Source organism: Serratia sp. CY33802 (assembly GCF_052169095.1).
GTDB lineage: Bacteria > Pseudomonadota > Gammaproteobacteria > Enterobacterales > Enterobacteriaceae > Serratia > Serratia bockelmannii.
This window is the reverse complement of record NZ_JBJNLL010000004.1, coordinates 148,996-171,105: the sequence shown is the minus strand read 5'-3', so window position 1 is coordinate 171,105 and position 22,110 is coordinate 148,996. Positions and strand designations below refer to the sequence as shown.

Below are 22,110 nucleotides of genomic sequence, written 5' to 3'. Positions count from 1 at the left end.
TAAATAATCACGGCATTTCCCACGCGACGGGAATAAGAGTTCCCGCGTTGTCCATTTAGACTATAGGTAAAAAAAACGTGAAAACAAGAGCGCTATCAATCGGGTTTTATTTGGCAAGCATGAATTTATTTAAACATGAAAATAAGAACCTAATGGGAATAAGGAATGTGAATTAATTAAGCGTAAAGGATAAATATATTTCACGAGGACGGCAGATTGAGGCACGCCATAAAGCGAAGCCGGTCGTAGCGAGGAGGTACTCATCCTCATAAACGACAGGCGAAAAAAAACCTGCTTTAAAAAGCAGGTTTTTCGAATGGTGGTCGGCGAGAGAGGATTACGCGCATCTTTGATGCGCGCCCTGCGGGCCGTTGCTAAAGCAACGTTGTCTCGCTTCGCGAGGCTCGAACCTCCTGCGGAGGTACTCATCCTCATAAACTACGGGCGAAAAAAAACCTGCTTTAAAAAGCAGGTTTTTCGAATGGTGGTCGGCGAGAGAGGATTCGAACCTCCGACCCACTGGTCCCAAACCAGTTGCGCTACCAAGCTGCGCTACTCGCCGATGCGGGGCGCATCTTACTGCTGGCGGTTATAGGCGTCAATCACTTTTTTTCCCCTGCATTTCAAGTGATGATAAAAGCGCCATAATGCGCTGCGCCGGGGGCTGCGCAGCGTATTTTACTCAGGCGTTGGCCGGTTTCAGTGCCGGCGTCTGCGCACGCAGGAACGGCAGCAGGAACAGCGCCGACAGGCAGGCGGCGATGGAAATCACCACGAAGAAGCCGTTCCAGTGCCAGACTTCCATCACTCGCGCAATCGGATAGCCGGACAGCGCTGCGCCCAGGTAGGCGAACAGGCCGACGAAACCGGTCGCCGCGCCCGCCGCATCCTTGTGCGAGCACTCCGCCGCCGCCATGCCGATCAGCATCTGCGGGCCGAAGATGAAGAAGCCGATGGCGAAGAAGCAGCAGGCCTGCAGCAGGTAGGTCACGCCCGGCATCAGCCACAGCGCCGCCACCGACAGGAAGATACCGATGGCGAAAATCAGGTTCATCGGGCCGCGGTTGCCGCGGAACAGCTTGTCGGAGCCCCAACCGGCCACCAGTGAACCGATAAAACCGCCCACTTCAAACAGCGAGATGGCCGAGTTGGCGGTCATCAGCGAATAGCCCTTTTCCTGCGTCAGGTAGAGGTTGCCCCAGTCGTTGATCGCGGTGCGCACGATGTACACCAGCACGTAAGAGACCGCCAACAGCCAGATGTACTTGTTGGTCAGCACGTAGCGTTTGATGATCTCGCGGTTGCTCAGCCCCTGGCCTTCCGATTCCTGCACCAGCTCCATGGCGTCGTTACGCCATTTGCCGACGCTCGGCAACCCCAGGGTGGATGGCTTGTCGCGCAGGCGCCAGCACATCAGCAGGCCGAGCACCACGCCGATGATGCCGGGAATGATCATGCCGTAACGCCAGCTGAAGTGCAGCGAGATAAAGCCCACCAGCAGCGGGATCAGCGCGCCGCCGACGTTGTGCGAGGTGTTCCAGATCGCCCACCAACTGCCGCGCTCGGAACGCGAATACCAGCTGGTGAGGATTTTGGAGCACGGCGGCCAGCCCCAACCCTGGAAGAAGGCGTTGAGGATCCACAGCGTGCCCAGCATCAGCAGCGACGAGCTGAGGCCGAAGAAGATATTCAGCACCCCGGTCATGATCAGGCCCAACCCCATAAAGTAACGCGGGTTGGAGCGATCGCTGATCATGCCGGAAATGAATTTCGAGCAGCCGTAGGTGATGTAGAACAGCGTGCCGAGGATACCGACGTCGGACATCGTCAGACCCAGATCGCTCAGCATCGCCGGCATGATGAAGTTGAAGCTTTTGCGCGTGAAGTAAAACGCAGCGTAGCCGATGTACATGGTGCACATCAGCTGGATGCGCCAGTATTTGTAGCTGGCGTCGATCTGCCGTTGATCGGTGACCTGCGGCGCGTCCGAGCGGCTTTTAAGGAAAGACCACATGTGGAACCTCAGAGGATTGAATAAAGTGCCGCTATGATGCTCCCCGCGCGCGCGGGAGGCTTACGCCGGATTCCCGACGCAGTTAGGAGTTTTTCCTAGTTTTGCGCTTGCTCCGGTGAAACTGTGGGCAAGATCACACTCAAACAGGCGCCCCGCTCCGAGGTGAGCCGCAGGCTGCCGCCAAGGGCGCTGATGCGCTCCTGCATGCCGCGCAGGCCATACCCCGGCTGATGGTTTTCCGCCTCGAAGCCCACGCCGTTGTCGCGGATGGTCAGGGCGATCAGCGGCGCGGCGCCTTTGCGCGGCTGCAGGCGTGCGTCCAGCTCCAGGCGGCTGGCGCCGGCGTGGCGGCACACATTGGTCACCCCTTCCTGACACACCCGGTACAGCGTGATTTTCAGCGTTTCATCCAGCAGCTCGTCCGGTACCTGCCACTGCAGGCTGCTCACCAGCGACGCGTCCTGCGGCAGCGATTCCCGCAGCATCGCCGCCACCGCCGCCGACAGCGGCAGGTTGTTCAGCGCCGCCGGCCACAGCTGGGTCAGCACGTCGTGCACCCCGTCGTAGACCCGCAGCGCCAACGCATCGATGGTGTCGGCGCAGCCGATCACCGCCGGTTCCGGCGCCAGGCGTTTGACGATGCTGGCCTGGGTACGGATCACGGTGATGGTCTGCCCCACTTCATCGTGCAGCTCGCGCGCCACCTCGCGCCGGGTTTGCTCCTCCGCCGTCACCAGCGCCCGCGCCAGCTGGCGGTTCTCCGCCAGCCGCAGCCGCAGCTGTTGATTCAGTTCGCGCTGGCGCTGAATGCCGGCGCCCAGCAGCAGCCCGGTCAGGCTTTGAGCCAGCAGCGACAGCAGCAGATCGCGGTGCGACTCCGGCTGCGGCGGCTCGTTGACCATCAGCGCCACGCCGTTGAGCAGCGTCGCCAACAACGCGCCCTGCCAGCCATAGCGATAAGACATGAACACGATAGGAATGGCCAGGCAGAACGGTGCGAAACGCCGCAGCTCGGCGGCGTTCACCTGCTGCTGCAGCCAGATGCTGAATGCAAACAGCAGCAGATAGCTGGCCAAGTGGCCCAGACGCAGCTCCACCGGCTTGTGGATCAGCCCCGGCTCCAGCGGCACCCAGATTTGGCGTGCCAGATAGTGCCACAACAGCAGGCAGGTCGGCGCGATGGTGAAACCGCCGGTCAGGCCGAGCAGCAGCGCACGGGTGCCTTCGCCGCTCACCAGCTGCCACACCAGCGCCTGCAGCAAGGCGGCGGTGGCCACCACCGCGCCCTGCAACAGCGGCCATCGCCATTCGCTGTCGCTCTGCTGATGGCGCAACAGCCACGGCGAGGCCAGCAGGCTGAGCAGCACCGTCAGCACCAGCACCGCCACCGACGCCCACAGCGCCGGGCCGTAACCGAACTGGTCCGCCAGCAGCGCCATCAGCAGCAGGTCGGCCAGCAGGATCCCCGGCCAGAAACGGTACGGGCTCTGCAGCAAAATGCCCATGCGCAAGCCGAACGGGAACAACAGCAGCGCCTGCCAGGGCGGGTCGATCAGCGCGGTGCCGATGCCCCACAGGCAAAACGCGCTGGCGGCGTAGATGAAAAACAGCGCCAGCTGGGTGATCAGGCGCTGCGTCACAGGTTCAGCATCCGTCTGGCCAGCTCAACGTTGTTGGTGATGCCCAGCTTGGCGAACAGGTTGGCGCGATGCACATGCACCGTCTTCGGCGACAGCCCCAAGGCGGCGGCGATCTCGCGCACCTCCTGGCCCTGCGCCAGCAATAGCGCGATCTCGCGCTCGCGGCGGGTCAATGGATCCACCTTCACCCGCGCCAACTGCTGCGCGATTTCCGGCATCAGGTAGACGCCGCCGCCGGCGACGGTGCGCACCGCGGTGATCAGATCTTCCGGTTTGCAACGCTTGGAGAGGAAACCGCTGGCGCCGCGTTCCAGCGCCATTTCCACCAGCGCCGGGTTATCGTGCATCGACAGCATCACCACGCGGATGCCGGAAGGAATGTCCGCCAGCAGATCCAGCCCGCTGCCGTCCGGCATCGAAATGTCGCAAATGCAGATTTCCGCCTCCAGCCCCGGCAGGCCGGCGCGCGCCTGCGCCGCGCTGCTGAACTCGCCCACCACCTGAATATCGGCCTCCAGCGACAGCAGCTGCACAAAGCCCGAACGCACAATGTCATGATCGTCGATAAACGCCACGCGCAGGGTCATGGAAATCTCCGGTTAGAAGGGGAAGTGCGCAAGTATACCGTATGCACACACCGGAATAATTGATGAAGAGAATGTATTGGGTGAAATTACCGGGTGCGCAAGGCAGGCACCCGGCGGGAGGGATCACAGACGGGCTGGCGCCGTTTTATCCTGTGGCAGATGGCACCAGTTGTTTTTATCCACGATGCCGCCATCGGGAGACGTGTATCCGAGGCAGCCAAGGAGGGTGTCAAACAGCTCGACATGGCGATGCGTTTTGCCGATGCGCTGCTGCGCCTGCAGCTGCTCAAAGGCGCTGAGGTGCTGCGGGTTTTCGAGGAACTTGTCCGACGCCCACACGATCATCGGCACGCGGAACTGCTCCGGCGGCGCCATTTCGCGCGGCGTGCCGTGCAGGTGCGTATTCTCACCGATCGATTCGCCGTGATCGGCGGCATAGAACACGATGGCCTTCTTGTCCCGCACCTGGTCGATCACATTACTGATAAAGCTGTCGGTATACAGCACCGTATTGTCGAAGGCGTTGATCAACTGGGCCTTGGTGCACGAATCATCCACCCCCATGCACTCCGGCTGATAGCGCGCATAGCTGCGCGGATAGCGCTGCGAGTACAGGTAGTGCGAGCCTTTGGTATGCAGGATCACCAGGTGTTTGCCCTTCGGATAACGCGCCAGCGACTCCTTCATTTCGTCCACCAGCAGCATATCGTCGACCGCCTTACCGTCGTTGCGCTTCTCGGACGCGATCATCTCGCGGAACGAATAGTTGTTCACCTCGGTGTTGTTGTAGAACCACACCTCGCTCTGCATGGCGAACAGCTCGGAAGAGAAGCCCAGATCCTTCAGCACCGCGAACACGTTCTGCTCTTTCAGCGTGCGCTGCGGGTTGTCTTCGGTGCCGCCTTCGCGCACGAACATGCAGCGCAGCGACAGCTTGGTAGCGGTGTCACACGACTCGCCGCGGAACGCCACCAGATTCTTCTCTTTAGACAGCCGCGGCGTGGTATCACGCTCATAGCCCAGCATCCCCATGTGATCCCAGCGCGTGGTCTCACCGATGATGAACACCACGTAGGTATCGTCGATATCCGCCGGTGGTACATAAGTGAAGTGTTTGCCCGGATCGAACATCGTGCTCTGGTCCTGGCTTTCGTCATAGCGGGTGTAGGCAAACAGCCCCAGCGCCGACAGCCAGTTGGACGGCAGATACGAGTGCGCCACCACGCCGCCGTAGCTCGGCAGATCGACGTTGGAGAGCTTCTCTTGCACGCTTTGCTCATCGTCCAGCATGCGCAGCGGCAGCCAGACCAACGCCACCACCGCCAGCAAGACCAGCAGCGGTTTGATGCGATGGCCGGGGGTTTTCAGCTGTTCGATCAGGGTGTAACGCAGGCTGTTTTTCCAGATCAGCAGCAGCGGCAAGGCGCTGAGCGCCACCATCCACAGCACAAAGTGCAGGCCAACCACCTCTTTCGACAGATCGATGTCGGTGGTCATCACCGACACCACGATGCCGTAGCCAATCACCACGTTGAAAAACGTCATGTAGTAGCTGGCAGCCACCGAAATCAACACCAGCAGCGAGGCGACGATGCGATAAAACAGCCGGCCGCCGAGCGATACCAGCCGCATGATGAAGAATGTGAACAGGACGATAGCGATGACTTCCGTCACCGCCGAAATAAGCTTAATCCCCTGAATGCCATGCGCCAACGAATCAAAACGGCGATAGAAAACGGACAGGTTGAGAAAGATGCCGATATAGATCGCTAACAATAACGATAAATTCTGCTGCGATAGCGATTTAACTTTGTTCATGTAACGCGGTGGCTCCGGGGGCGGTGTAGCGGTTCTGACTCAGTCAGACACTGATTGCGGCTTCTGGTTCAGCCAACCGGCAATAAGCGTTATTTTGCGGGTAATAATCAAGAGAATTCTCACAAAACGGACAAAATTTACCGTTTTTTTGAACGATTTTCAGGCAGGGCACGCAAGAAAATGGAGGGACAAACCCTCCATTTTTTCCATATTTCGGCAAAAATCTTACTTAACGTTCAGAGTCACATCGATATTTCCACGGGTAGCGTTGGAGTATGGGCACACCACGTGCGCCTTTTTCACCAGATCTTCCGCCACGCTGCGCTCGATGCCCGGCAGCGAGATATCCAGCAGCACTTCGATGCCGAAGCCGTTCGGGATCTCACCGATGCCGACGGTGCCGTCGATCTTGGCTTCGGCCGGGATTTTGACCTTTTCCTTCGCCGCGACAAACTTCAACGCGCCGAGGAAACAGGCCGAGTAACCGGCAGCGAACAGCTGCTCGGGGTTGGTGACTTCGCCGCCGGCGCCGCCCATCTCTTTCGGCACGCCCAATTTCACGTCCAACACGCCGTCGGAGGAGGTCGCACGGCCGTCGCGGCCGCCGGTTGCGGTGGCGTGAGCGCGGTAAACCACTTTCTCAATAGACATCGTTCATTCCTTCTTGCTGGTTGGCGAGATGACTACGGCTTCCACGAGGTAAAGCCGGTCACATATTTATCTTTTGCGATTAAATCGCGCACTACTTATTTTTGACACTTATTAACCAGTGTAGACCACCCGTGCCGTTCTTGCGTCCGGCGGCGGCGGGTCAAATCTGATCGATCAGGCTGCCGCGCAGCTTTTCCAGCTGCTGTTTGAGCGAGACGATCTCGTCCAGGCTGCAGTCGGTAGCGCACATCACCGCCTCGGGCACCGATTGCGCCCGCTCGCGCAGCGCGCGGCCGGCTTCGGTGAGTGCGATGATCACCTGCCGCTCGTCGGCGGTGGCGCGATAGCGCACCAGCAAACCGGCGGTTTCCAGCCGCTTCAGCAGCGGCGTCAGCGTGGCGGAATCGAGGAACAGCCGCTCACCGATATCCGATACCGTCACCCGATCGCGTTCCCACAGCACCATCATCACCAGGTATTGCGGGTAGGTGAGTTCGAGCTGACTCAACAGCTTGCGGTAGACTTTGTGCAGCGCCAGGTTGGCGGAGTACAGCGCGAAACAGAGCTGCTGATCGAGCTGTAGCAGGTTCTTCGCCTTGGGTTGTTCGGTATCGGTGCTTTTCATGCGTACGAATATAGATAGCGCACGATGTAATCGCAAGCTATTTCTTGTGAGGTATGCTACCTTTTTTTATGCAGAGGATGCTCGGAGGGAAAGGAAATGACGAACACGCTTGTAGAACGCGCGCGCCGCTACGCCACCAAGGCGCATGCGGCCATCGATCAGCGCCGCAAATACACCGACGATCCGTATATCGTCCACCCGCAGGCGGTGATGGAGCTGGTGCGCAGCGTGCCGCACACCGAAGAGATGCTGGCGGCCGCCTGGCTGCATGATACGGTGGAAGACACACCCACCACCCTCGGCGATATCGACAGCCACTTTGGGCCAAAAGTGGCGGAACTGGTGCGGATGTTGACCAACGTCAGCCACGCCGAGGACGGCAACCGCTTCGAGCGTAAAAACCGCGATCGGCGCCACAGCGCCGGCGCGTCGCCGCAGGCCAAAACCATCAAGCTGGCGGATCTAATCGACAACACCCGCTCGCTGCTGGACTACGACAGCCACTTCGCCCAGACCTACCTGATCGAGAAACAGCGCCTGCTGGAGGTGCTGACCGAAGGCGACCCGACGCTGTGGCGCCAGGCCAGCCATATCGTTGAACAGGGGCTGCTCAGGTTGCAGCAACCACCGCACAACGTGCCGGCCAGCTGGTTCGAACACGCCCGCCGGCGCTACCGCGAGAGCGACGCGGCCTGATCAGAAGGTCACCACCGTTTTCAACGCCGTCACCCAGGCGTCCTGCGTCTCGCTGACGCCCGCCGGGTGATGCCAGTACTGCAGGCCCGGCTGCAGCTGTAGCCACGGCGTGACGTTAACGCGGTAATACAGCTCCGCCGTCACCGAGTGGCCCGGCACTGGCCGGTAGTTCGGATCGTGATAATCACTGATGCCGCTCATCTGGTTGAGATACCGCTGATTGTCTTTATAGCGGTCGCTCAGTTTCACCACCGAGACGCCGAGCCCCAGCCAGTCGTCCGGCCGCGCATCGAACAGCCCGCGATAGCGAATGCCGGTCGAGGTAGACCAGTGCAGGTAGTTACTGCGCTGATCTCCCAGCCCCAGGCTGTAAAACACGCTCAAGCCGCGGTTGACGTCATCCGCATGGCGCGTCACCTGCTGGTTGAAACCGGTATACAGGAACCAGGTGCGATCGTGGTTGCGATAGCCCTGCGGATCGCTGGCGCCCGGCCCGCCGGACACCCCTTCATAAAGATCGCTCTGGCGCGCGTTGGTGAACAGCACGCCCAGGTTATACACCCCCGGCAGCTGGTTGACGGCGTGGGTTTTCAGCTCCAGCTCCATCGGCAACAGGAAGCCTTTGCTGCCCTTGGTGGACCAACTCCAGGCGTGGCTGCGGCTGGGGGCGCTCGGGTTCTGCTCCATCACGCCGCCCTTGAGCGTCAGGCCATCGGTCAGCTTGTACTGCAGCGTGGTGCCCCAGTAATGCACGTTCCAGTTGTACCAGGTCAACGAGTTGGCGGACTTGCCGCCGCACAGCGTCAGCGTCTGAAAATCGCAGGGGATAATCTGATCGAAATCCTGCACCTTGTTCATCATGCCGATGCGCCACTGCAGCCGGCTGTCGAGGAAAGAACGGCTGAAGGTCAACCAACCCAGCCGGGTAATCGACTGTCCGCCATAGCTCTCTTGCGACAGATCGGTCAGGCCGACGCGCGGATCCTGCAGCCGATCGCGGGTCAGGTTGTTGTCATGGTTGCGGTTGACGATATTGCCTTCGATCGCCGCGTCCGGAATGCCGGTCAGCGCCTGCAAATCCTGGCTGAAGGTCAGCGAAAATTGGTCGATATACGACGCCTGTTTATCGTGGTTGTAACCGCCGCCGGCGTTATACGACAGCTGGCTGAGGTAGCCGAGGTTATAGTGGAAGCCATGATCCTCCAGGATCGGCCTGATCCCCAGCATATCCCCCAACAGCCCAGGCTGCGGCGGTTCAAAACCGAGCGCCACCCCTTCCCATTTAGCGGTGGGGGCTTCAACGTCCTTGCCGGTTTGCAGCGTTTCCGCCTGCGCCTGGCTGCACCACAGCGCCAGCGCCGCCAGGGTCATGGAACGAGGTAATAAGCTTTTCATCATTATTATATTTCTCCGCATAACGGCTGACTGCGGGCAACAGCATTCCCTGGGAGAGAATTTCCCATCATGAACAGCAGCGAATAACGTTAGGTTAACGCCCGGCGCTTGCCGCCGGGCTGAAGGGTTAGCGTCGGTCTTTCAGACTGGCGCCATTGCTGTGGATCACATCGCGGTACCAGTAGAAACTCTTCTTGCGGCGGCGCTCGAGGCTGCCGTTGCCGGCATCGTCTCTGTCGACGTGAATGAAGCCGTAGCGCTTCGACATTTCGGCCTTCGAGGCGCTGACCAGATCGATCGGCCCCCAGCTGGTGTAGCCCATCACCTCGACGCCGTCGTCGATGGCTTCCGCCACCTGCACCAGATGGTCATTGAGGTAGTTGATGCGGTAGTCGTCGTTGATACTGCCGTCCGCCTCGACGCGGTCTTTGGCGCCCAGCCCGTTCTCGACGATGAACAGCGGCTTCTGATAGCGGTCGTACAGCACGTTGAGCAGGTAGCGTAGCCCGATCGGGTCGATTTGCCACCCCCACTCCGAGCTGGCCAAGTGCGGGTTCGGCACCATATCGAGAATGTTGCCGCGCGCCGTCTCGTACTGCTCCGGGTCGGCGGTGACGCAGCCGCTCATGTAATAGCTGAACGAGATGAAGTCGATGGTTTCGCGCAGCGTTTGCCGATCTTCCTCGGTGATCGTCACCTGAATGCCGTTTTCACGGAAAAAGCGCTGCATATAGGCCGGGTAATAGCCGCGCGCCTGCACGTCGCCGAAAAACAGCCAGTCGCGGTTTTGCCGCTGGGTTTCCAGCAGATCTTCCGGCTTGCAGCTCAGCGGGTACAGAATGCCGCCCAGCAGCATGTTGCCGATTTGGCCCTCCGGCACGATCTCGTGACAGGCCTTCACCGCTTTGGCGCTGGCCACCAACTGATGGTGGATCGCCTGATAGACGGCGCTCTTGTCGCTCTCCTGCGGCAGGCCAACCCCGGTGAAGGGCGCGTGCAGCGACATGTTGATTTCGTTGAAGGTCAGCCAGCGTTTGACCTTGTGCTTATAACGTTCGAATACGGTGCGCGCATAGCGCTCGAAGAAATCGATGGTGCGCCGATCGCCCCAGCCACCGTAGCGCTTCACCAGACCGTAAGGCATCTCATAGTGCGACAGCGTGATCAGCGGCTGAATGCCGTATTTCGCCATCTCGTCGAATAGCCGATCGTAAAACGCCAGCCCGGCTTCGTTCGGCGTCTCTTCGTCGCCCTGCGGGAAAATGCGCGTCCAGGCGATCGAGGTGCGCAGGCACTTGAAGCCCATTTCGGCGAACAGCGCGATGTCCTCCGGATAACGATGATAGAAATCGATCGCCACGTCCTTGATGCCGCTGTCGCCCGCCATGCGCGGCGTAATGGCGCCGAAGATGCCCTGCGGCTGCAGATCGGAGGTCGACAGCCCCTTGCCGTCAGCCTGATACGCGCCTTCTACCTGGTTCGCCGCTACCGCGCCGCCCCACAGAAAATGTTGCGGAAACTTGCCGTTCATCGCTTGCTCCTCAATTAACGTAATAAAGTCAGCAGCGGCGCCTGTTCCTGCACCGGAGACAGGCCGCTGGTCAACACGTCCACGTAGTCATCGCTGTTGCTGATGATGATCGGCGTGGTGGTGTCATAGCCGGCGGCATGGATCGCCGCCTGGTCGAACTCGATCAGCAGATCACCCGGGGCGACCCGCTCGCCTTCCCGCACGTGGGCGGTGAAATGCGCCCCGTCGAGCTTCACGGTATCGATGCCGACGTGGATAAGAATCTCCGCGCCGTCGTCCGATTCGATGCCGATGGCGTGTTTGGTTTTGAACAGCGACGCCACGCTGCCGCTGACCGGCGCCACTACGCGCCCCTGCTGCGGCGCAATCGCCACCCCTTTCCCCAGCAGGCCGCTGGCGAAGGTCGCGTCGTTCACCTGATCCAGCGGCACGATATCGCCGGCGATCGGGCTGAGAATGACCTGTTTGCGGTTAAGCGGCGCGGCGGCTTCAGGCTGTACCGTCTCTTCCGCCGGTGCGACGCCGAACAGATAGCTGGCCAGCGCGGCGAACACGAACGACAGCAGGGTGCCGCCGATCGCGCCCCATACCGTGGCGTCGATGCCGCCGCCGGGGATAATCTGCGCAAAGGTGAATACGCTCACCAGGCCGAACGAGTAGACCGAGGTATGGAAGTAGCCAATCACCGCACCGCCCAGCGCGCCGCCGATGCAGCCGAAGATGAATGGGCGTTTGTTCGGCAGCGTGACGCCGTACACCGCCGGTTCGGTGATGCCGAAGATCCCGGCGCCGATGGCTGAAGCGGACAGCGCCCGCAGCTTGGCGTCGCGGGTGCGCAGCATCACGCCCAGCGTGGCGCCGACCTGCCCCATCACCGCCGGCAACAGCAGCGGCACCATGGTGTCGCGCCCCAGCACACTCAGGTTGTTGATCATCAACGGCACCAATCCCCAATGCAGGCCGAAGATCACGCACACCTGCCACATCGCCCCCATAAAGGCGCCGGCGATGATCGGGTTAAAGGCGTAAATGCTCTGATAGCCGTTGGCCAGCAGGTGGCTGAGCCAGGTTGCCGCCGGGCCGATCAGCAGGAAGGTCAAGGGAACGGTGATCGCCAGGCACAGCAGCGGCGTGATGAAATTGCGCAGCGCGCTGTGGATCACCCGGTTAAACAACGGCTCCAGGCGGCAGGACACCCAGGCCGCAAAGATGATCGGGATCACCGACGAGCTGTAGTTGATAAAAGTCAGCGGAATGCCGAAGAAATATTCGCGCACCGCGCCCGGCTGCTGCGCCGCTTCGAACGCCGCCATCATCAGCGGATGCGTCAATGCGCCGCCGATCGCCATGGTGACGAAGGGGTTGCCGCCGAATTTTTTCCCGGCGGTGTAGCCGAGCATGATCGGGAAGAAGTAGAACAGCGAGTCGCTGGCGGCGAACAGCATTTTGAAGGTGCCACCGCTCTCCAGCAGCCAGCCGCAGGCCAGGCTCAGCGCTAGGAAGCCTTTCAGGATCCCCGAAGCGGCCATCACCCCGAGCAGCGGGGTAAAAATGCCGGACACCAGATCGATAAAGCGGCTGAGCAGGTTGTCTTTTTTACCACCCGCGTCGTCGCTCGGCGCGCCCTCGGCCAATCCGCCGACCCGATTGACCGCGTCGAACACCTCCGCCACGTGGTTGCCCACCACCACCTGGAACTGGCCGCCGCTCTCCACCACCATGATGACGCCCGGGTTTTTCTTCAGCGCTGCCGCGTTGGCACGATTGTCGTCGCGCAGCTTGAACCGCAGGCGGGTGGCGCAGTGCACCAAGCTTTTCACATTGTCGCGGCCACCGACGCCGGCCAAAATCTCACTGGCTAATGTGTCATATTTCATACGGTTATCCTTAGACTTCGCGTTCTGCCGCTCCCCTCCCCGCACTGGCCTGGCGCCGGGGCGAAATGCGGCGCAAAAAAAAACCTAAACCTCGCGGCCTCTGTCCCATCGGGGAACAGAAACGCGAGGTTTAGGTTTTGCCTGCCGCAGCAGTAACAACCCTAAATCGGTTGAGCTATGACGTTAACACCGTGGATTTTGCCGGGGCAAGGCTTTGCGCCGGCAAATTGCCGAACTGTGATCGCGGGGGCAAAACGGCCTCAATGCGCGAAATAATGCATGCCGCCATCTACCGGGATCACCGCGCCGGTGATATATCGCGCGAGCGGGGAACAAAGAAACGCCGCCAGATAGGCCATATCTTCCGGTTCGCCGAAGTAGCCAATCGGGATATGTTGCGCAATGAACGCCCGGCGCGCTTCATCGCAAGCGTATAAGCGCTCGCGGATCTGTTCACTGTTGATGCGCCCCGGCTGTAACGTATTGACGGTAATCCCCTGCGCAGCCACGTCGCTGGCCAATCCTTTGGCCCACAGATGCAGCGCGCCCTTGGCGGCGCTGGCGGCGCTCAGGCTGCGCGGCTCCATCGATCCGCTGATATTGATCACCCGGCCCCAGCCTTGCGCCTGCATGGCCGGCAACAGCGCCTGAGTCAACCGCCGGGCCGGTGTGAAGTTCAAAGCAAAGGCGTCATCCCAGCTGCGATCGCTGTCGTTCAGCGTCGTGGGGTGAAACGCACCGACCGCGTTGATCAGAATATCGACTGTCCCCGCCTGGCGCAGCGCCTGCGCCGCCAGCTGGGTTATCGCGTCGGGGTCGGTCACGTCTGCAACGGCTACCCACGGGCGCACCGCCCCTTGCCGTTCAACCTCATCCGCCAGCGCCTGCAGCCGATCACCGCGTCGTGCGGTAGCCACCACCTTGACCCCTTGAGCAGCCAATACCCTGACCATGCCGGCACCGATCCCTTCGCTGGCGCCCGTGACCAATGCCGTACGGTGTTGCAACTGTAGATTCATAAGAAAACCTAACCTAATTCTTCGGTTTTAAAGGGAACGTTCACACATTGAATCACGGCGCGCTATGTGTGAATATTCCTGAAAATTACGTCGATACCGTGCAGGAATTCACCGATGTTTGACTGGCAGGATTTAAAACACTTCGTGGCGCTGGCGCGTACCGGTTCCTTGTCGGCGGCAGCGCGGGAGCTGGGTTGCGATCACGCCACCGTCGGGCGACGCGTAGCGGCGCTGGAACAGGCGCTCGGCCTGCGTTTGATCGTGCGTCGGCCACGCAGCACGCCCTTGACCCAGGACGGGCAGGCGATTGCCGGGCTGGCGGCGGAGATCGAGGCGCAAAGCCAGGCTATTGCCCGCCATGCGCGCAGCGCCGGCGCAACGCCACAGGCCGGGGTGCGCATCAGTGCGCCGCCGTCGATCGCCGCGCATATTCTCGCGCCGCGCATTGCCGCATTTAACCAGGCTTTTCCACAGATCGTCGTCACGCTGTCGGGTGAATCGGCGCTCGCCGAGCTGGATCGCGGCGAAGCCGACATCGCCGTGCGCATGGTGCGCCCACAGCAACCGGAGCTGTTGACGCAGCGCATCGGCATGATGCGCTACGCGCTGTATGCCGCACCGGAGCACGCGGCTCTGCCCGACGCGGCGCGCCGCTTTCTCGCCTATGACCATCACTATCGGCAGCAGCCGCATCAGCAATGGTTGGTGCAGCTGTTGCAGGGGCGTCCGGTGGTCTTTCAGGCCAGCGATCTGTTTTCACTGCAACAGGCGGCGCGTTCAGGGCTGGGCGCCGCCGTTTTGCCGACGTTCGTCGCCGATGGCGATCCGGAGCTGGTCGCATTGCCAACGGCCAACGCCGCGCCAACGCGTGAGCTTTGGCTGGTGACGTATCCCGATTTGGCGCGCACCGCAGCCGTGCGCGCGGTGATGAATTTCCTGGCCGAAACGCTCGGCAAAACGTGCCCATTGCCGGCATAAAGCATCAGAATGACTAATATAAATACTGGACAAAAGTCACGCAGGGGATTATTACTGGTCAACGCTTAATCGAGAGTAGGGATGGCAGTCACCATGGTGTTGCGTACTGATGTAGGACGGATTCTGATCACCGGCGCCGGCGGCCGGGTAGCCACGGCGTTTCGTCAGGCGATGGGCGATCGCTACCCGCTACGGTTGGCGGAACGGGATGTCAGCCTGCTGCGCGATCGGCAGCCCGGCGACGAAGTCATCAGCTTCAACATCGCCGATCTCGACGCCTGCCGCGCGGCCTGCGCCAATATCGACACCGTGTTGCATCTGGCGGCCGATCCCTCCCCCGATGCCGACTTCTGCGGTTCGTTGATGGACAACAACATTCTGGGCACCTTCAATATCTTCCGCGCGGCGAAAGACGCCGGCTGCCGCCGGGTGGTGTTCGCCAGCAGCGCGCAGGCGGTGGAAGGCTATCCGCTCGACTATCAAATCCGCCCGGATGACGCACCAAAGCCGAAAAACCTGTACGGCGCCAGCAAGGCCTTCGGCGAAGGCATCGCCGCCTACTTCGCCCATCAGGAAGGGCTTTCCGCCCTGTCGGTGCGCATCGCCAACTTCACCACCCTGAGCCGGGGCGAACAGCTTAGCGCCCGCGACATGAGCGCTTTTCTCAGCCATCGCGACGCCGCCGATCTGCTGGAGCGCTGCATTCGTGTCGAAGGGGTGCAATATGCGGTGGTGCACGGGGTTTCCAACAACCGCTACAAACGTTTATCGCTGGAAGAGACCCGACGCCTGCTCGGCTACGCCCCGCAGGACGATGCGTTCAGCCTGCTGGGCTTTGAGTGAGCACGGCGGAGAGTTCCGCCGTGCAGGTACAACTTAGTTGCTGGCGTAGGCCACTTTTTCGGCCTGACGGTGGGTGAACAGCACCAGCAGCAACGCCAATCCGGCAATAATTGCGCCCATCACCGGCACGAAGCTGTATCCCAGCCCGGCGGAGACCACCGCGCCACCGGCGGCGGCGCCCAGCGCATTGCCCAGGTTAAAGGCACCGATGTTGACCGAGGACGACAGGCCCGGCGCTTCGCTGGCGACACGCATCACGCGCATCTGCAGCGGCGGCACCACGGCAAAGGTCGCCGCGCCCCAAATCACCATGCTGACTGCCGCGCCGATTTCACTGCGCGCCAGGAACGGGATCACCAGCATAATGACCACCAACAGCAGCAAGAAGCCCTTCAGCGTCGCGCTCTCGGAGCGGTCGGCGAATTTGCCGCCCAGGTAGTTGCCGATGGAGAAACCGACGCCGATCAACACCAGCATGGACGTCACGAACAGCGGCGTCGCATCGGTGATGTGCTGCAATACCGGCGAGATATAGGTATAGAGCGTGAACATCGCGCCCGCGCCCAGCACGGTCGTCAGCAAGGCGGACAGCACCTGCGGGCGTACCAATACCGACAGTTCGCGCTTCACATCCGGGCGCGCGCCGGCGCTGCCTTTCGGCAACGAGAACCACAGCCCCAACATGGCGATCACCCCTAACCCTGCGGTGGCCAGGAACGACATGCGCCAGCCGATGGTTTCACCCAGCCAGGTCGCGGCAGGCACCCCGCCGATATTGGCGATGGTCAAGCCCATAAACATGGTCGCCACGGCGCTGGCCTGTTTCTCCTTCGGCACCACGCTGGCGGCCACCACGGAACCGAGACCAAAGAACGCGCCGTGGTTCAGGCTGGTGATGATGCGCGACAGCATCAGGGTGGTGTAGTCAGGCGCAATGGCCGACAGCACGTTACCCAGGGTAAAGATCGCCATCAGGAAGATCAGCGCGCTTCTGCGCGCCCGGTGCGAGAGCAGCAGCGTCATCAGCGGTGCGCCAACCATCACGCCAACGGCGTAGGCGCTGATCAACATGCCGGCCATCGGGATGGAGACGTCCACCCCTTTGGCGATGGTCGGCAGCAACCCCATCGGGGAAAACTCGGTCGTGCCGATGCCGAACGCCCCCACCGCCAGGGCTAATAAGGGAAAGTTAATTTTCATTCAACAACTCCGGTTAACCGCTGCCGAAGCGCGGGAAAGTTAAGATGCCAAAAGTATGACATTGATCACACCAAAGATAAGCAGGCAGGAGGCTAAAAGACTTTTGCGATTTTGTTAAAAATCGTGGGGAAAAACAGCCGCCGACTCTATCTCAGCAACGCACCGACAAGCAATAGCCGCCGTCGCCCGAGCGCACATCGGGTTCATTCGCACCACCTGCGCAAGCCGCCATACCGGCCCATCGGCGGCTACCGCAACTATTGAGCACAGAGCAAAAGTGTTTTGTTATTGTGCGCGTTTTTAGAATTAAACGACGAAATATAATGGCCTCAGTAAAACATCAATGCCCTACGACCTAATTCACATAGAGGGAAGCGCCATGCTTTTTGACTCGTATTCTTTAAACGGTTTATCGCTGAACAATCGCATCGTCATGCCGCCAATGACCCGCTCTCGGGCCGGCGCCGGCGACGTCGCCACCGACATGATGGCTGAATATTATGCCCAGCGCGCCAGCGCCGGGCTGATCGTCAGCGAAGGCACGCAGATCAGCCAGCAGGGCCAGGGTTATGCCTGGACACCCGGCATTTACTCCCCGGAACACATCGCCGGTTGGAAAAAAGTGACCGACGCCGTACATCAGGCCGGCGGCAAGATCTTCGCGCAGCTTTGGCACGTCGGCCGCGTGTCGCATACCATTTTACAGCCTGGCCACGCCGCGCCGGTCTCCTCCTCCGCCATCCAGGCCGACGGGGTCAAGGTGTTCGTGGATGTCGAAGGTCGCGGGCCGGAACATGGCGTGGGTGAAATGGTGCAGCACTCCGCACCGCGCGCCTTAACGCGGGAAGAAATTCCGGCGATCGTTAACGACTACGCTCAGGCGGCACGCAACGCCATCGCCGCCGGTTTCGACGGCGTAGAGCTGCACGGTGCGAATGGTTATCTGATCAATCAGTTTATCGACTCGCGGGAAAACCAGCGCGACGACGAATACGGCGGTTCACTGCAAAATCGCCTGCGTTTCCTGCGGGAAGTCGCGCAGGCGGTAGCGGATGCCATCGGCAAAGAGAAACTGGGCGTGCGCCTGGCGCCGCTGACCACCCTGATGGGCTCGCAGGACGATACCCCGGAAGCCACCTATCTGGCAGCGGCCAGCGTGCTGAACGATATCGGCGCCGCTTACATTCACATCGCCGAAGCGGACTGGGATGATGCCCCGGTGATGCCGGCAGCGTTCAAAGAATCGCTGCGCCTGATTTTCCGCGGCACGCTGATTTACTCCGGCAAATACACGCGTGAACGCGCTGAAGAAGCGCTGGCCAAAGGCTGGGCGGATCTGATCGGCTTCGGTCGCCCGTTCATCGCCAACCCGGATCTGCCCCACCGCCTGCAACACGGGCTGGCGCTGAATGCGCCAATCAAAGAGAAATTCTTCGGCGGCAGCCGGGAAGGCTACACCGATTACCCGACGGTCGGGTAACGATTGCCGACAACGCCGGCTCAAGCCGGCGTTATTTTTTCTGTGCTTCGATCCAGTCGAGAAATCGCATCATTCTGTCGCTAAAATCCGCGTCATTCGCCTCTCCCACCGCGTGCGCTAACCAATAGTCCATTTCATCTCGCTGCTCTGCATAAAGCGCCAACAGCTGTTCGGCATAGTCGGTTAACGTTATCGGCCAGAACGGGCTTCCCTCGGCGCGCAGCATATTGGTGGCTCGGATCAGTTTTCTGGCCGCTTCGCGCTTTAAGCGCCTCTCATCCGATACCGTCCTGGCCTGCAGCAGTTGCTCCCGATAACGCGCCAATACGCGGGGCAAATCGGCATTGACCGCCAACGCGATGCGCCGATCGGGCTGAAACAGCGGAAAAGCGGCGGACAGGTCTTCGCCCCACAGGCAGCGGCAGTGATGCTTCAGCCAAAATCCCCAGGAATCGTGATGCTCCGGCGCCAACGCCTCATCAACGCTGCCGATATCAAAGTCGACCTTGCTCACGATCCGCTGCTCCAGCTGAAAGGCTTGCCGCCACGCCTCAAGGCGCTGTAACGCCTCACTATCGGCTGGCTTGTTGAGCAACAGCGTGATGTCCAGATCGGACACGCCGGGAAGGGCTTCGCCACGCGCGACGCTGCCGTAGAGGTAAATGCTGTGGATGAGTGCCGGGAATTGGCGTGGCAGCCCCGCCGTCAGCGCTTCCAGCAGCGGGATAAAAGCCCGCTGCAGCGGAAATGCCGCCACCGTGGGAATCAGCGCCACCTCATGCCCTCCCGTTGCGCACTTTGCCCGAGCGCATTTCGATGTTCCGCTGCAGTTCGCGCAGCCCGCCGGCCAAGAAGCAGGCTTCCGCCAGCACGAACAGCGGGCCGATGATCAGGCCCGTCACGTCGTCCATAAACGCCGGTTTTCGTCCCTCCCAGAAATGCCCGACAAACTGAAACAGCCAGCCGATGACGAAGCCGCCGATGCCGACGCTCAGCCACGCCGCCGTCGACAGCGACGCCACCCAGGCGCCGACCCCGAGGCACAGCAGCAGCAACGCCAACATCATGACGCCAAGGCGCAGGCTCAGCCGCAGGTAATAGAGAGCCGAAACGATAACCACCGCGCAGGCCGGCGAGAACGGCAGCCACCCCGCCCCCCATGCCGGCCGGGAGAGCAGCGTCAGCAGGCTGACGACGATCAGGGGGATGCCGATAAAGTGCGTGACGATATTGCGCGCATCACGATGATAGGCGGCGTAAGCGGCAAGTTGATCTTCCAGACTTCGCATGTTGACCTCCGGTATGTACGGCCTTCGTCGCCGAACGCGCGCAGCCGCATGCGGCTGCCCTTACCCATAGCTTAGCGCGGGATCACCAATACCGGTTGGCCAATCTCATCCAGCAGGCCGCGCCTATCTGCCAGAATTATAGAAAGCAATAGAGGTAGATGGATAATATAAAATATAAAATAAAACATCCAAAAACACTAACAAGAAAAAATATCCTCCAAGATAAAACACACCGCCCGCCTTGTTTTATCTTAAAAAAAATATTATTTATAATAATAATAAAATTAAAATGAAAAACATATCAAACATACCGATTAATATAAAATAAAATATAAATAAAAAAACTTAAATTAGTATTTACAATAAAAAACAGGATTGTATTATAAGAAGTCACAGTCAAGGAAGGTGTCATGATGATCGTTTATTACCGGGAAAGAATGGCTATTTTAATACCAGAAAACAATCAGCAGATTATTTTAAGAAATAAAGAATTGAAGCTATGGCATTTTCTTATTGAACAAAGCCCTAATGTATCATCAAGAAAAGATCTCGGTATACATATATGGGAAGGGCGTTATGTGACAGATTTCGCCATCAACCAAACGATAAATTCATTGAGAAGAAAGATTGGTGATGCATCACGTGAAATTATCATTACCGTTCCTAAAAAAGGGTATACGATTAATGCAGAGAAGGTCATCATTAAGGTTGATGATGAAACCGAGTTAATACCCAATACGAGCACTGGCACAGCGGAACTGGGGAGCAATTCGGATAATGATTCAAAACATAAAGAAGAGATATCTCCTCACCGATTTAAGAAGACTCGTGAGGTTCACGAAACTGCATCAGAAAAAGCGACATCCAAACGTGATAAAGTGAAAAGAAGCATGCTGATGATAGCCGTATTGATATGCAGCTATATTATAGGCGTTTGGTTTTCCGTAAAAATAAATGAAGATAAAAATGAAGAAACCTTATACCTTGATGGATACAGGATTCACTCTACTGGCGATCGCATAGAATACGTTCACGGTGAAAAAAAAACCGTTTGTTATCGAATGAAGAGCAATATAAATGACAATAAAAAAAGAGACTACCTTACAGAAATCACGACTTGTAAAAATGAAGGTTAAGGGATTATTTTTAATTGCTTGCATATTACTTTTCATCTGTGGAACTCTAAGTTATAAACAATATATTTTAGAATCAATGAGCAATAGTTACCATGGGTTATTATTTCTGGACGGCGAAGAAAAAATAAAGCTAAACCTATACTTAAACAAAGATAGAGAAACCGCCTACATCAGATTGATTCAAAGTGATGGCAATCACTTACGTTATATCACTGCCGAAATGGAACTCAATGCATTGTTAACGCATTCAATAGCCACAGCAAAAGTGGATTTGCATGAGCGAAATATGACAGAGAGCGCATTCAGCTCCGACAGTCGCAATCGTCTGGTATCGGTTTTGTTGCACAAGAACAGCAAACAATATTTTTTGGTTATAAACAAGGATGACTTCTATATTCCAACAGGTAACAATGATATTAATGAACTGATTTTCCTCATTTTTCCTGATAAATGATGCAATTTTATATTTCATTATTAAATATGATATGACGTTTTTTTTATCACTGAGTAGGATACCCCCGGCCTAAACAACACGCTTCAATTAAAAGCGAGTTTTTAGCGTCATAACCATCCTACTAATATATTTAAAGGAATAAAAAATGTTGAAAAATGTAGCTCTGAAAGCGTATGTCTCTATGGCTTGCCGCAACGTCAAAAACGCAGAACAAAACGAGCGTGGCATCACCGCTATCGAATACGCCATCATCGGTGTAGCGATGGCCTCTGCCCTGTTCTTCATCTTTGACAAAGGCGGATTCATTGAATCCCTGAGCGCGGCATGGAACACCATGGCCACGAAGATCACTGCTTCAGGCAACATCCTGAAGTAATAGTAAACTTTCGTCATATAGCCTTCGACTCTTCGAGGGCTATATTTAAAACCTATATGTTCATAGCGATAATAATCATATCTTTATACATATCACTTAAAGATATCACAGAAAGAAGAATACCTAACGTAGCGCATTTTATGATACTTACGGTGGCATACTGCTATATTTTTTCCCACCCAGGCATTATTGGTGCGGGCCAGGTGCTGATATGGCCGTTTGCCATGCTCTTGGTTGGTATCATTCTTTCGTCTTGCAACATACTGGGGTTTGGCGATACCAAACTGCTGTTCATCACCATGCTGGTGGTGCCGCCGGAACAATACGTTAACGTTATTTACCTGACTGTTTTTATGGGTGGCGTATGGGCAATCTTATGGACATATGCCCTGTCAAAAATTTCGCTGATCAAGCGCTATGATAAAGTAAGGAGCGGCGTACCCTACGCCATCCCTATTTTAATCAGTTTATGTACCTATACGTTTATCGGTGCAGTTTGAT

At 58.3% G+C, this 22,110-nt stretch carries 21 protein-coding genes, 1 tRNA gene and 1 other RNA gene; 8 read left to right on the top strand and 15 right to left on the bottom strand.

All coding sequences use genetic code 11. The features are described 5' to 3' along the window. Positions 1 to 320: 320 nt before the first annotated feature. From ACJ8HA_RS15615 to ACJ8HA_RS15580, 8 genes are all read right to left on the bottom strand, one after another. Positions 321 to 449: non-coding RNA, RtT sRNA (locus tag ACJ8HA_RS15615), on the bottom strand. Between the two features lie 36 nt (positions 450 to 485). Then, positions 486 to 562, bottom strand: a tRNA-Pro gene (locus ACJ8HA_RS15610). Positions 563 to 682: 120 nt separating this feature from the next. Continuing rightward, complete coding sequence (locus tag ACJ8HA_RS15605; protein WP_025304834.1) at positions 683 to 2,014, bottom strand: MFS transporter; 1,332 nt, start codon at positions 2,012 to 2,014, stop codon at positions 683 to 685. Between the two features lie 95 nt (positions 2,015 to 2,109). Beyond that, a complete protein-coding gene (gene uhpB / locus ACJ8HA_RS15600) occupies positions 2,110 to 3,654 on the bottom strand; it encodes a signal transduction histidine-protein kinase/phosphatase UhpB (protein WP_148123030.1) in 1,545 nt (514 codons plus the stop codon). Continuing rightward, positions 3,651 to 4,241, bottom strand: a complete 591-nt coding sequence (uhpA, locus tag ACJ8HA_RS15595; RefSeq protein ID WP_033645065.1) for a transcriptional regulator UhpA — start codon at positions 4,239 to 4,241, stop codon at positions 3,651 to 3,653. The genes uhpB and uhpA overlap by 4 nt, the downstream gene beginning before the upstream one ends. Positions 4,242 to 4,364: 123 nt before the next feature. After that, positions 4,365 to 6,059 (bottom strand): kdo(2)-lipid A phosphoethanolamine 7''-transferase, encoded by a 1,695-nt coding sequence (gene eptB, locus ACJ8HA_RS15590; RefSeq protein WP_025304831.1) that lies wholly within the window; start codon positions 6,057 to 6,059, stop codon positions 4,365 to 4,367. A gap of 225 nt (positions 6,060 to 6,284) precedes the next feature. Further along, positions 6,285 to 6,710: an organic hydroperoxide resistance protein gene (locus ACJ8HA_RS15585; RefSeq protein WP_273865765.1), complete on the bottom strand. Its 426-nt coding sequence runs from the start codon at positions 6,708 to 6,710 to the stop codon at positions 6,285 to 6,287. A gap of 160 nt (positions 6,711 to 6,870) precedes the next feature. Further along, complete coding sequence (locus ACJ8HA_RS15580) at positions 6,871 to 7,335, bottom strand: MarR family winged helix-turn-helix transcriptional regulator (RefSeq protein ID WP_049209001.1); 465 nt, start codon at positions 7,333 to 7,335, stop codon at positions 6,871 to 6,873. A 96-nt stretch (positions 7,336 to 7,431) separates the two neighbouring features. Here ACJ8HA_RS15580 and ACJ8HA_RS15575 point away from each other — a divergent pair, with 96 nt between their 5' ends. Next, positions 7,432 to 8,031, top strand: coding sequence for an HD domain-containing protein (locus ACJ8HA_RS15575; RefSeq protein ID WP_025304829.1), 600 nt, complete (start codon positions 7,432 to 7,434; stop codon positions 8,029 to 8,031). Here ACJ8HA_RS15575 and ACJ8HA_RS15570 read toward each other — a convergent pair whose 3' ends face one another. The 4 genes from ACJ8HA_RS15570 to ACJ8HA_RS15555 all read right to left on the bottom strand — a co-directional run bounded on the left by ACJ8HA_RS15570 (position 8,032) and on the right by ACJ8HA_RS15555 (position 13,853). After that, positions 8,032 to 9,402 (bottom strand): carbohydrate porin, encoded by a 1,371-nt coding sequence (locus ACJ8HA_RS15570; protein WP_373408032.1) that lies wholly within the window; start codon positions 9,400 to 9,402, stop codon positions 8,032 to 8,034. A gap of 151 nt (positions 9,403 to 9,553) precedes the next feature. After that, a complete protein-coding gene (locus ACJ8HA_RS15565) occupies positions 9,554 to 10,957 on the bottom strand; it encodes a glycoside hydrolase family 1 protein (RefSeq protein ID WP_025304827.1) in 1,404 nt (467 codons plus the stop codon). Between the two features lie 14 nt (positions 10,958 to 10,971). Further along, complete coding sequence (gene bglF, locus ACJ8HA_RS15560; RefSeq protein ID WP_043142315.1) at positions 10,972 to 12,834, bottom strand: PTS beta-glucoside transporter subunit IIABC; 1,863 nt, start codon at positions 12,832 to 12,834, stop codon at positions 10,972 to 10,974. A 260-nt stretch (positions 12,835 to 13,094) separates the two neighbouring features. Continuing rightward, complete coding sequence (locus ACJ8HA_RS15555; RefSeq protein WP_043142316.1) at positions 13,095 to 13,853, bottom strand: SDR family NAD(P)-dependent oxidoreductase; 759 nt, start codon at positions 13,851 to 13,853, stop codon at positions 13,095 to 13,097. A gap of 114 nt (positions 13,854 to 13,967) precedes the next feature. Here ACJ8HA_RS15555 and ACJ8HA_RS15550 point away from each other — a divergent pair, with 114 nt between their 5' ends. Both ACJ8HA_RS15550 and ACJ8HA_RS15545 read left to right on the top strand, forming a co-directional pair. Further along, positions 13,968 to 14,831, top strand: coding sequence for a LysR family transcriptional regulator (locus tag ACJ8HA_RS15550; protein WP_049205737.1), 864 nt, complete (start codon positions 13,968 to 13,970; stop codon positions 14,829 to 14,831). A gap of 93 nt (positions 14,832 to 14,924) precedes the next feature. After that, a complete protein-coding gene (locus ACJ8HA_RS15545) occupies positions 14,925 to 15,674 on the top strand; it encodes an NAD-dependent epimerase/dehydratase family protein (RefSeq protein ID WP_043142321.1) in 750 nt (249 codons plus the stop codon). A 33-nt stretch (positions 15,675 to 15,707) separates the two neighbouring features. On the opposite strand, the gene ACJ8HA_RS15540 is transcribed toward ACJ8HA_RS15545, so the two are convergent. Further along, positions 15,708 to 16,874, bottom strand: a complete 1,167-nt coding sequence (locus tag ACJ8HA_RS15540) for an MFS transporter (RefSeq protein ID WP_025304822.1) — start codon at positions 16,872 to 16,874, stop codon at positions 15,708 to 15,710. Positions 16,875 to 17,253: 379 nt separating this feature from the next. Here ACJ8HA_RS15540 and ACJ8HA_RS15535 point away from each other — a divergent pair, with 379 nt between their 5' ends. Next, positions 17,254 to 18,354: an alkene reductase gene (locus ACJ8HA_RS15535; RefSeq protein WP_025304821.1), complete on the top strand. Its 1,101-nt coding sequence runs from the start codon at positions 17,254 to 17,256 to the stop codon at positions 18,352 to 18,354. Between the two features lie 31 nt (positions 18,355 to 18,385). Here the strand turns inward: ACJ8HA_RS15535 and ACJ8HA_RS15530 are convergent, their stop codons facing one another. After that, positions 18,386 to 19,129 (bottom strand): nucleotidyltransferase domain-containing protein, encoded by a 744-nt coding sequence (locus tag ACJ8HA_RS15530; RefSeq protein WP_099816924.1) that lies wholly within the window; start codon positions 19,127 to 19,129, stop codon positions 18,386 to 18,388. Position 19,130: 1 nt separating this feature from the next. Next, positions 19,131 to 19,643: an Mpo1 family 2-hydroxy fatty acid dioxygenase gene (locus ACJ8HA_RS15525; RefSeq protein ID WP_049205736.1), complete on the bottom strand. Its 513-nt coding sequence runs from the start codon at positions 19,641 to 19,643 to the stop codon at positions 19,131 to 19,133. A 410-nt stretch (positions 19,644 to 20,053) separates the two neighbouring features. Here ACJ8HA_RS15525 and ACJ8HA_RS15520 point away from each other — a divergent pair, with 410 nt between their 5' ends. The 4 genes from ACJ8HA_RS15520 to ACJ8HA_RS15505 all read left to right on the top strand — a co-directional run bounded on the left by ACJ8HA_RS15520 (position 20,054) and on the right by ACJ8HA_RS15505 (position 22,109). Then, positions 20,054 to 20,779, top strand: coding sequence for a winged helix-turn-helix domain-containing protein (locus tag ACJ8HA_RS15520; RefSeq protein WP_049205755.1), 726 nt, complete (start codon positions 20,054 to 20,056; stop codon positions 20,777 to 20,779). Continuing rightward, positions 20,769 to 21,233 carry a hypothetical protein gene (locus ACJ8HA_RS15515; protein ID WP_152561328.1) on the top strand — a complete coding sequence of 155 codons (465 nt, stop codon included), beginning with the start codon at positions 20,769 to 20,771 and terminating at the stop codon, positions 21,231 to 21,233. The genes ACJ8HA_RS15520 and ACJ8HA_RS15515 overlap by 11 nt, the downstream gene beginning before the upstream one ends. Positions 21,234 to 21,378: 145 nt before the next feature. Next, a complete protein-coding gene (locus ACJ8HA_RS15510; protein WP_049205753.1) occupies positions 21,379 to 21,609 on the top strand; it encodes a Flp family type IVb pilin in 231 nt (76 codons plus the stop codon). Further along, positions 21,558 to 22,109 (top strand): A24 family peptidase, encoded by a 552-nt coding sequence (locus ACJ8HA_RS15505; protein WP_080352627.1) that lies wholly within the window; start codon positions 21,558 to 21,560, stop codon positions 22,107 to 22,109. The genes ACJ8HA_RS15510 and ACJ8HA_RS15505 overlap by 52 nt, the downstream gene beginning before the upstream one ends. The last annotated feature ends 1 nt before the right edge of the window (position 22,110 follow it).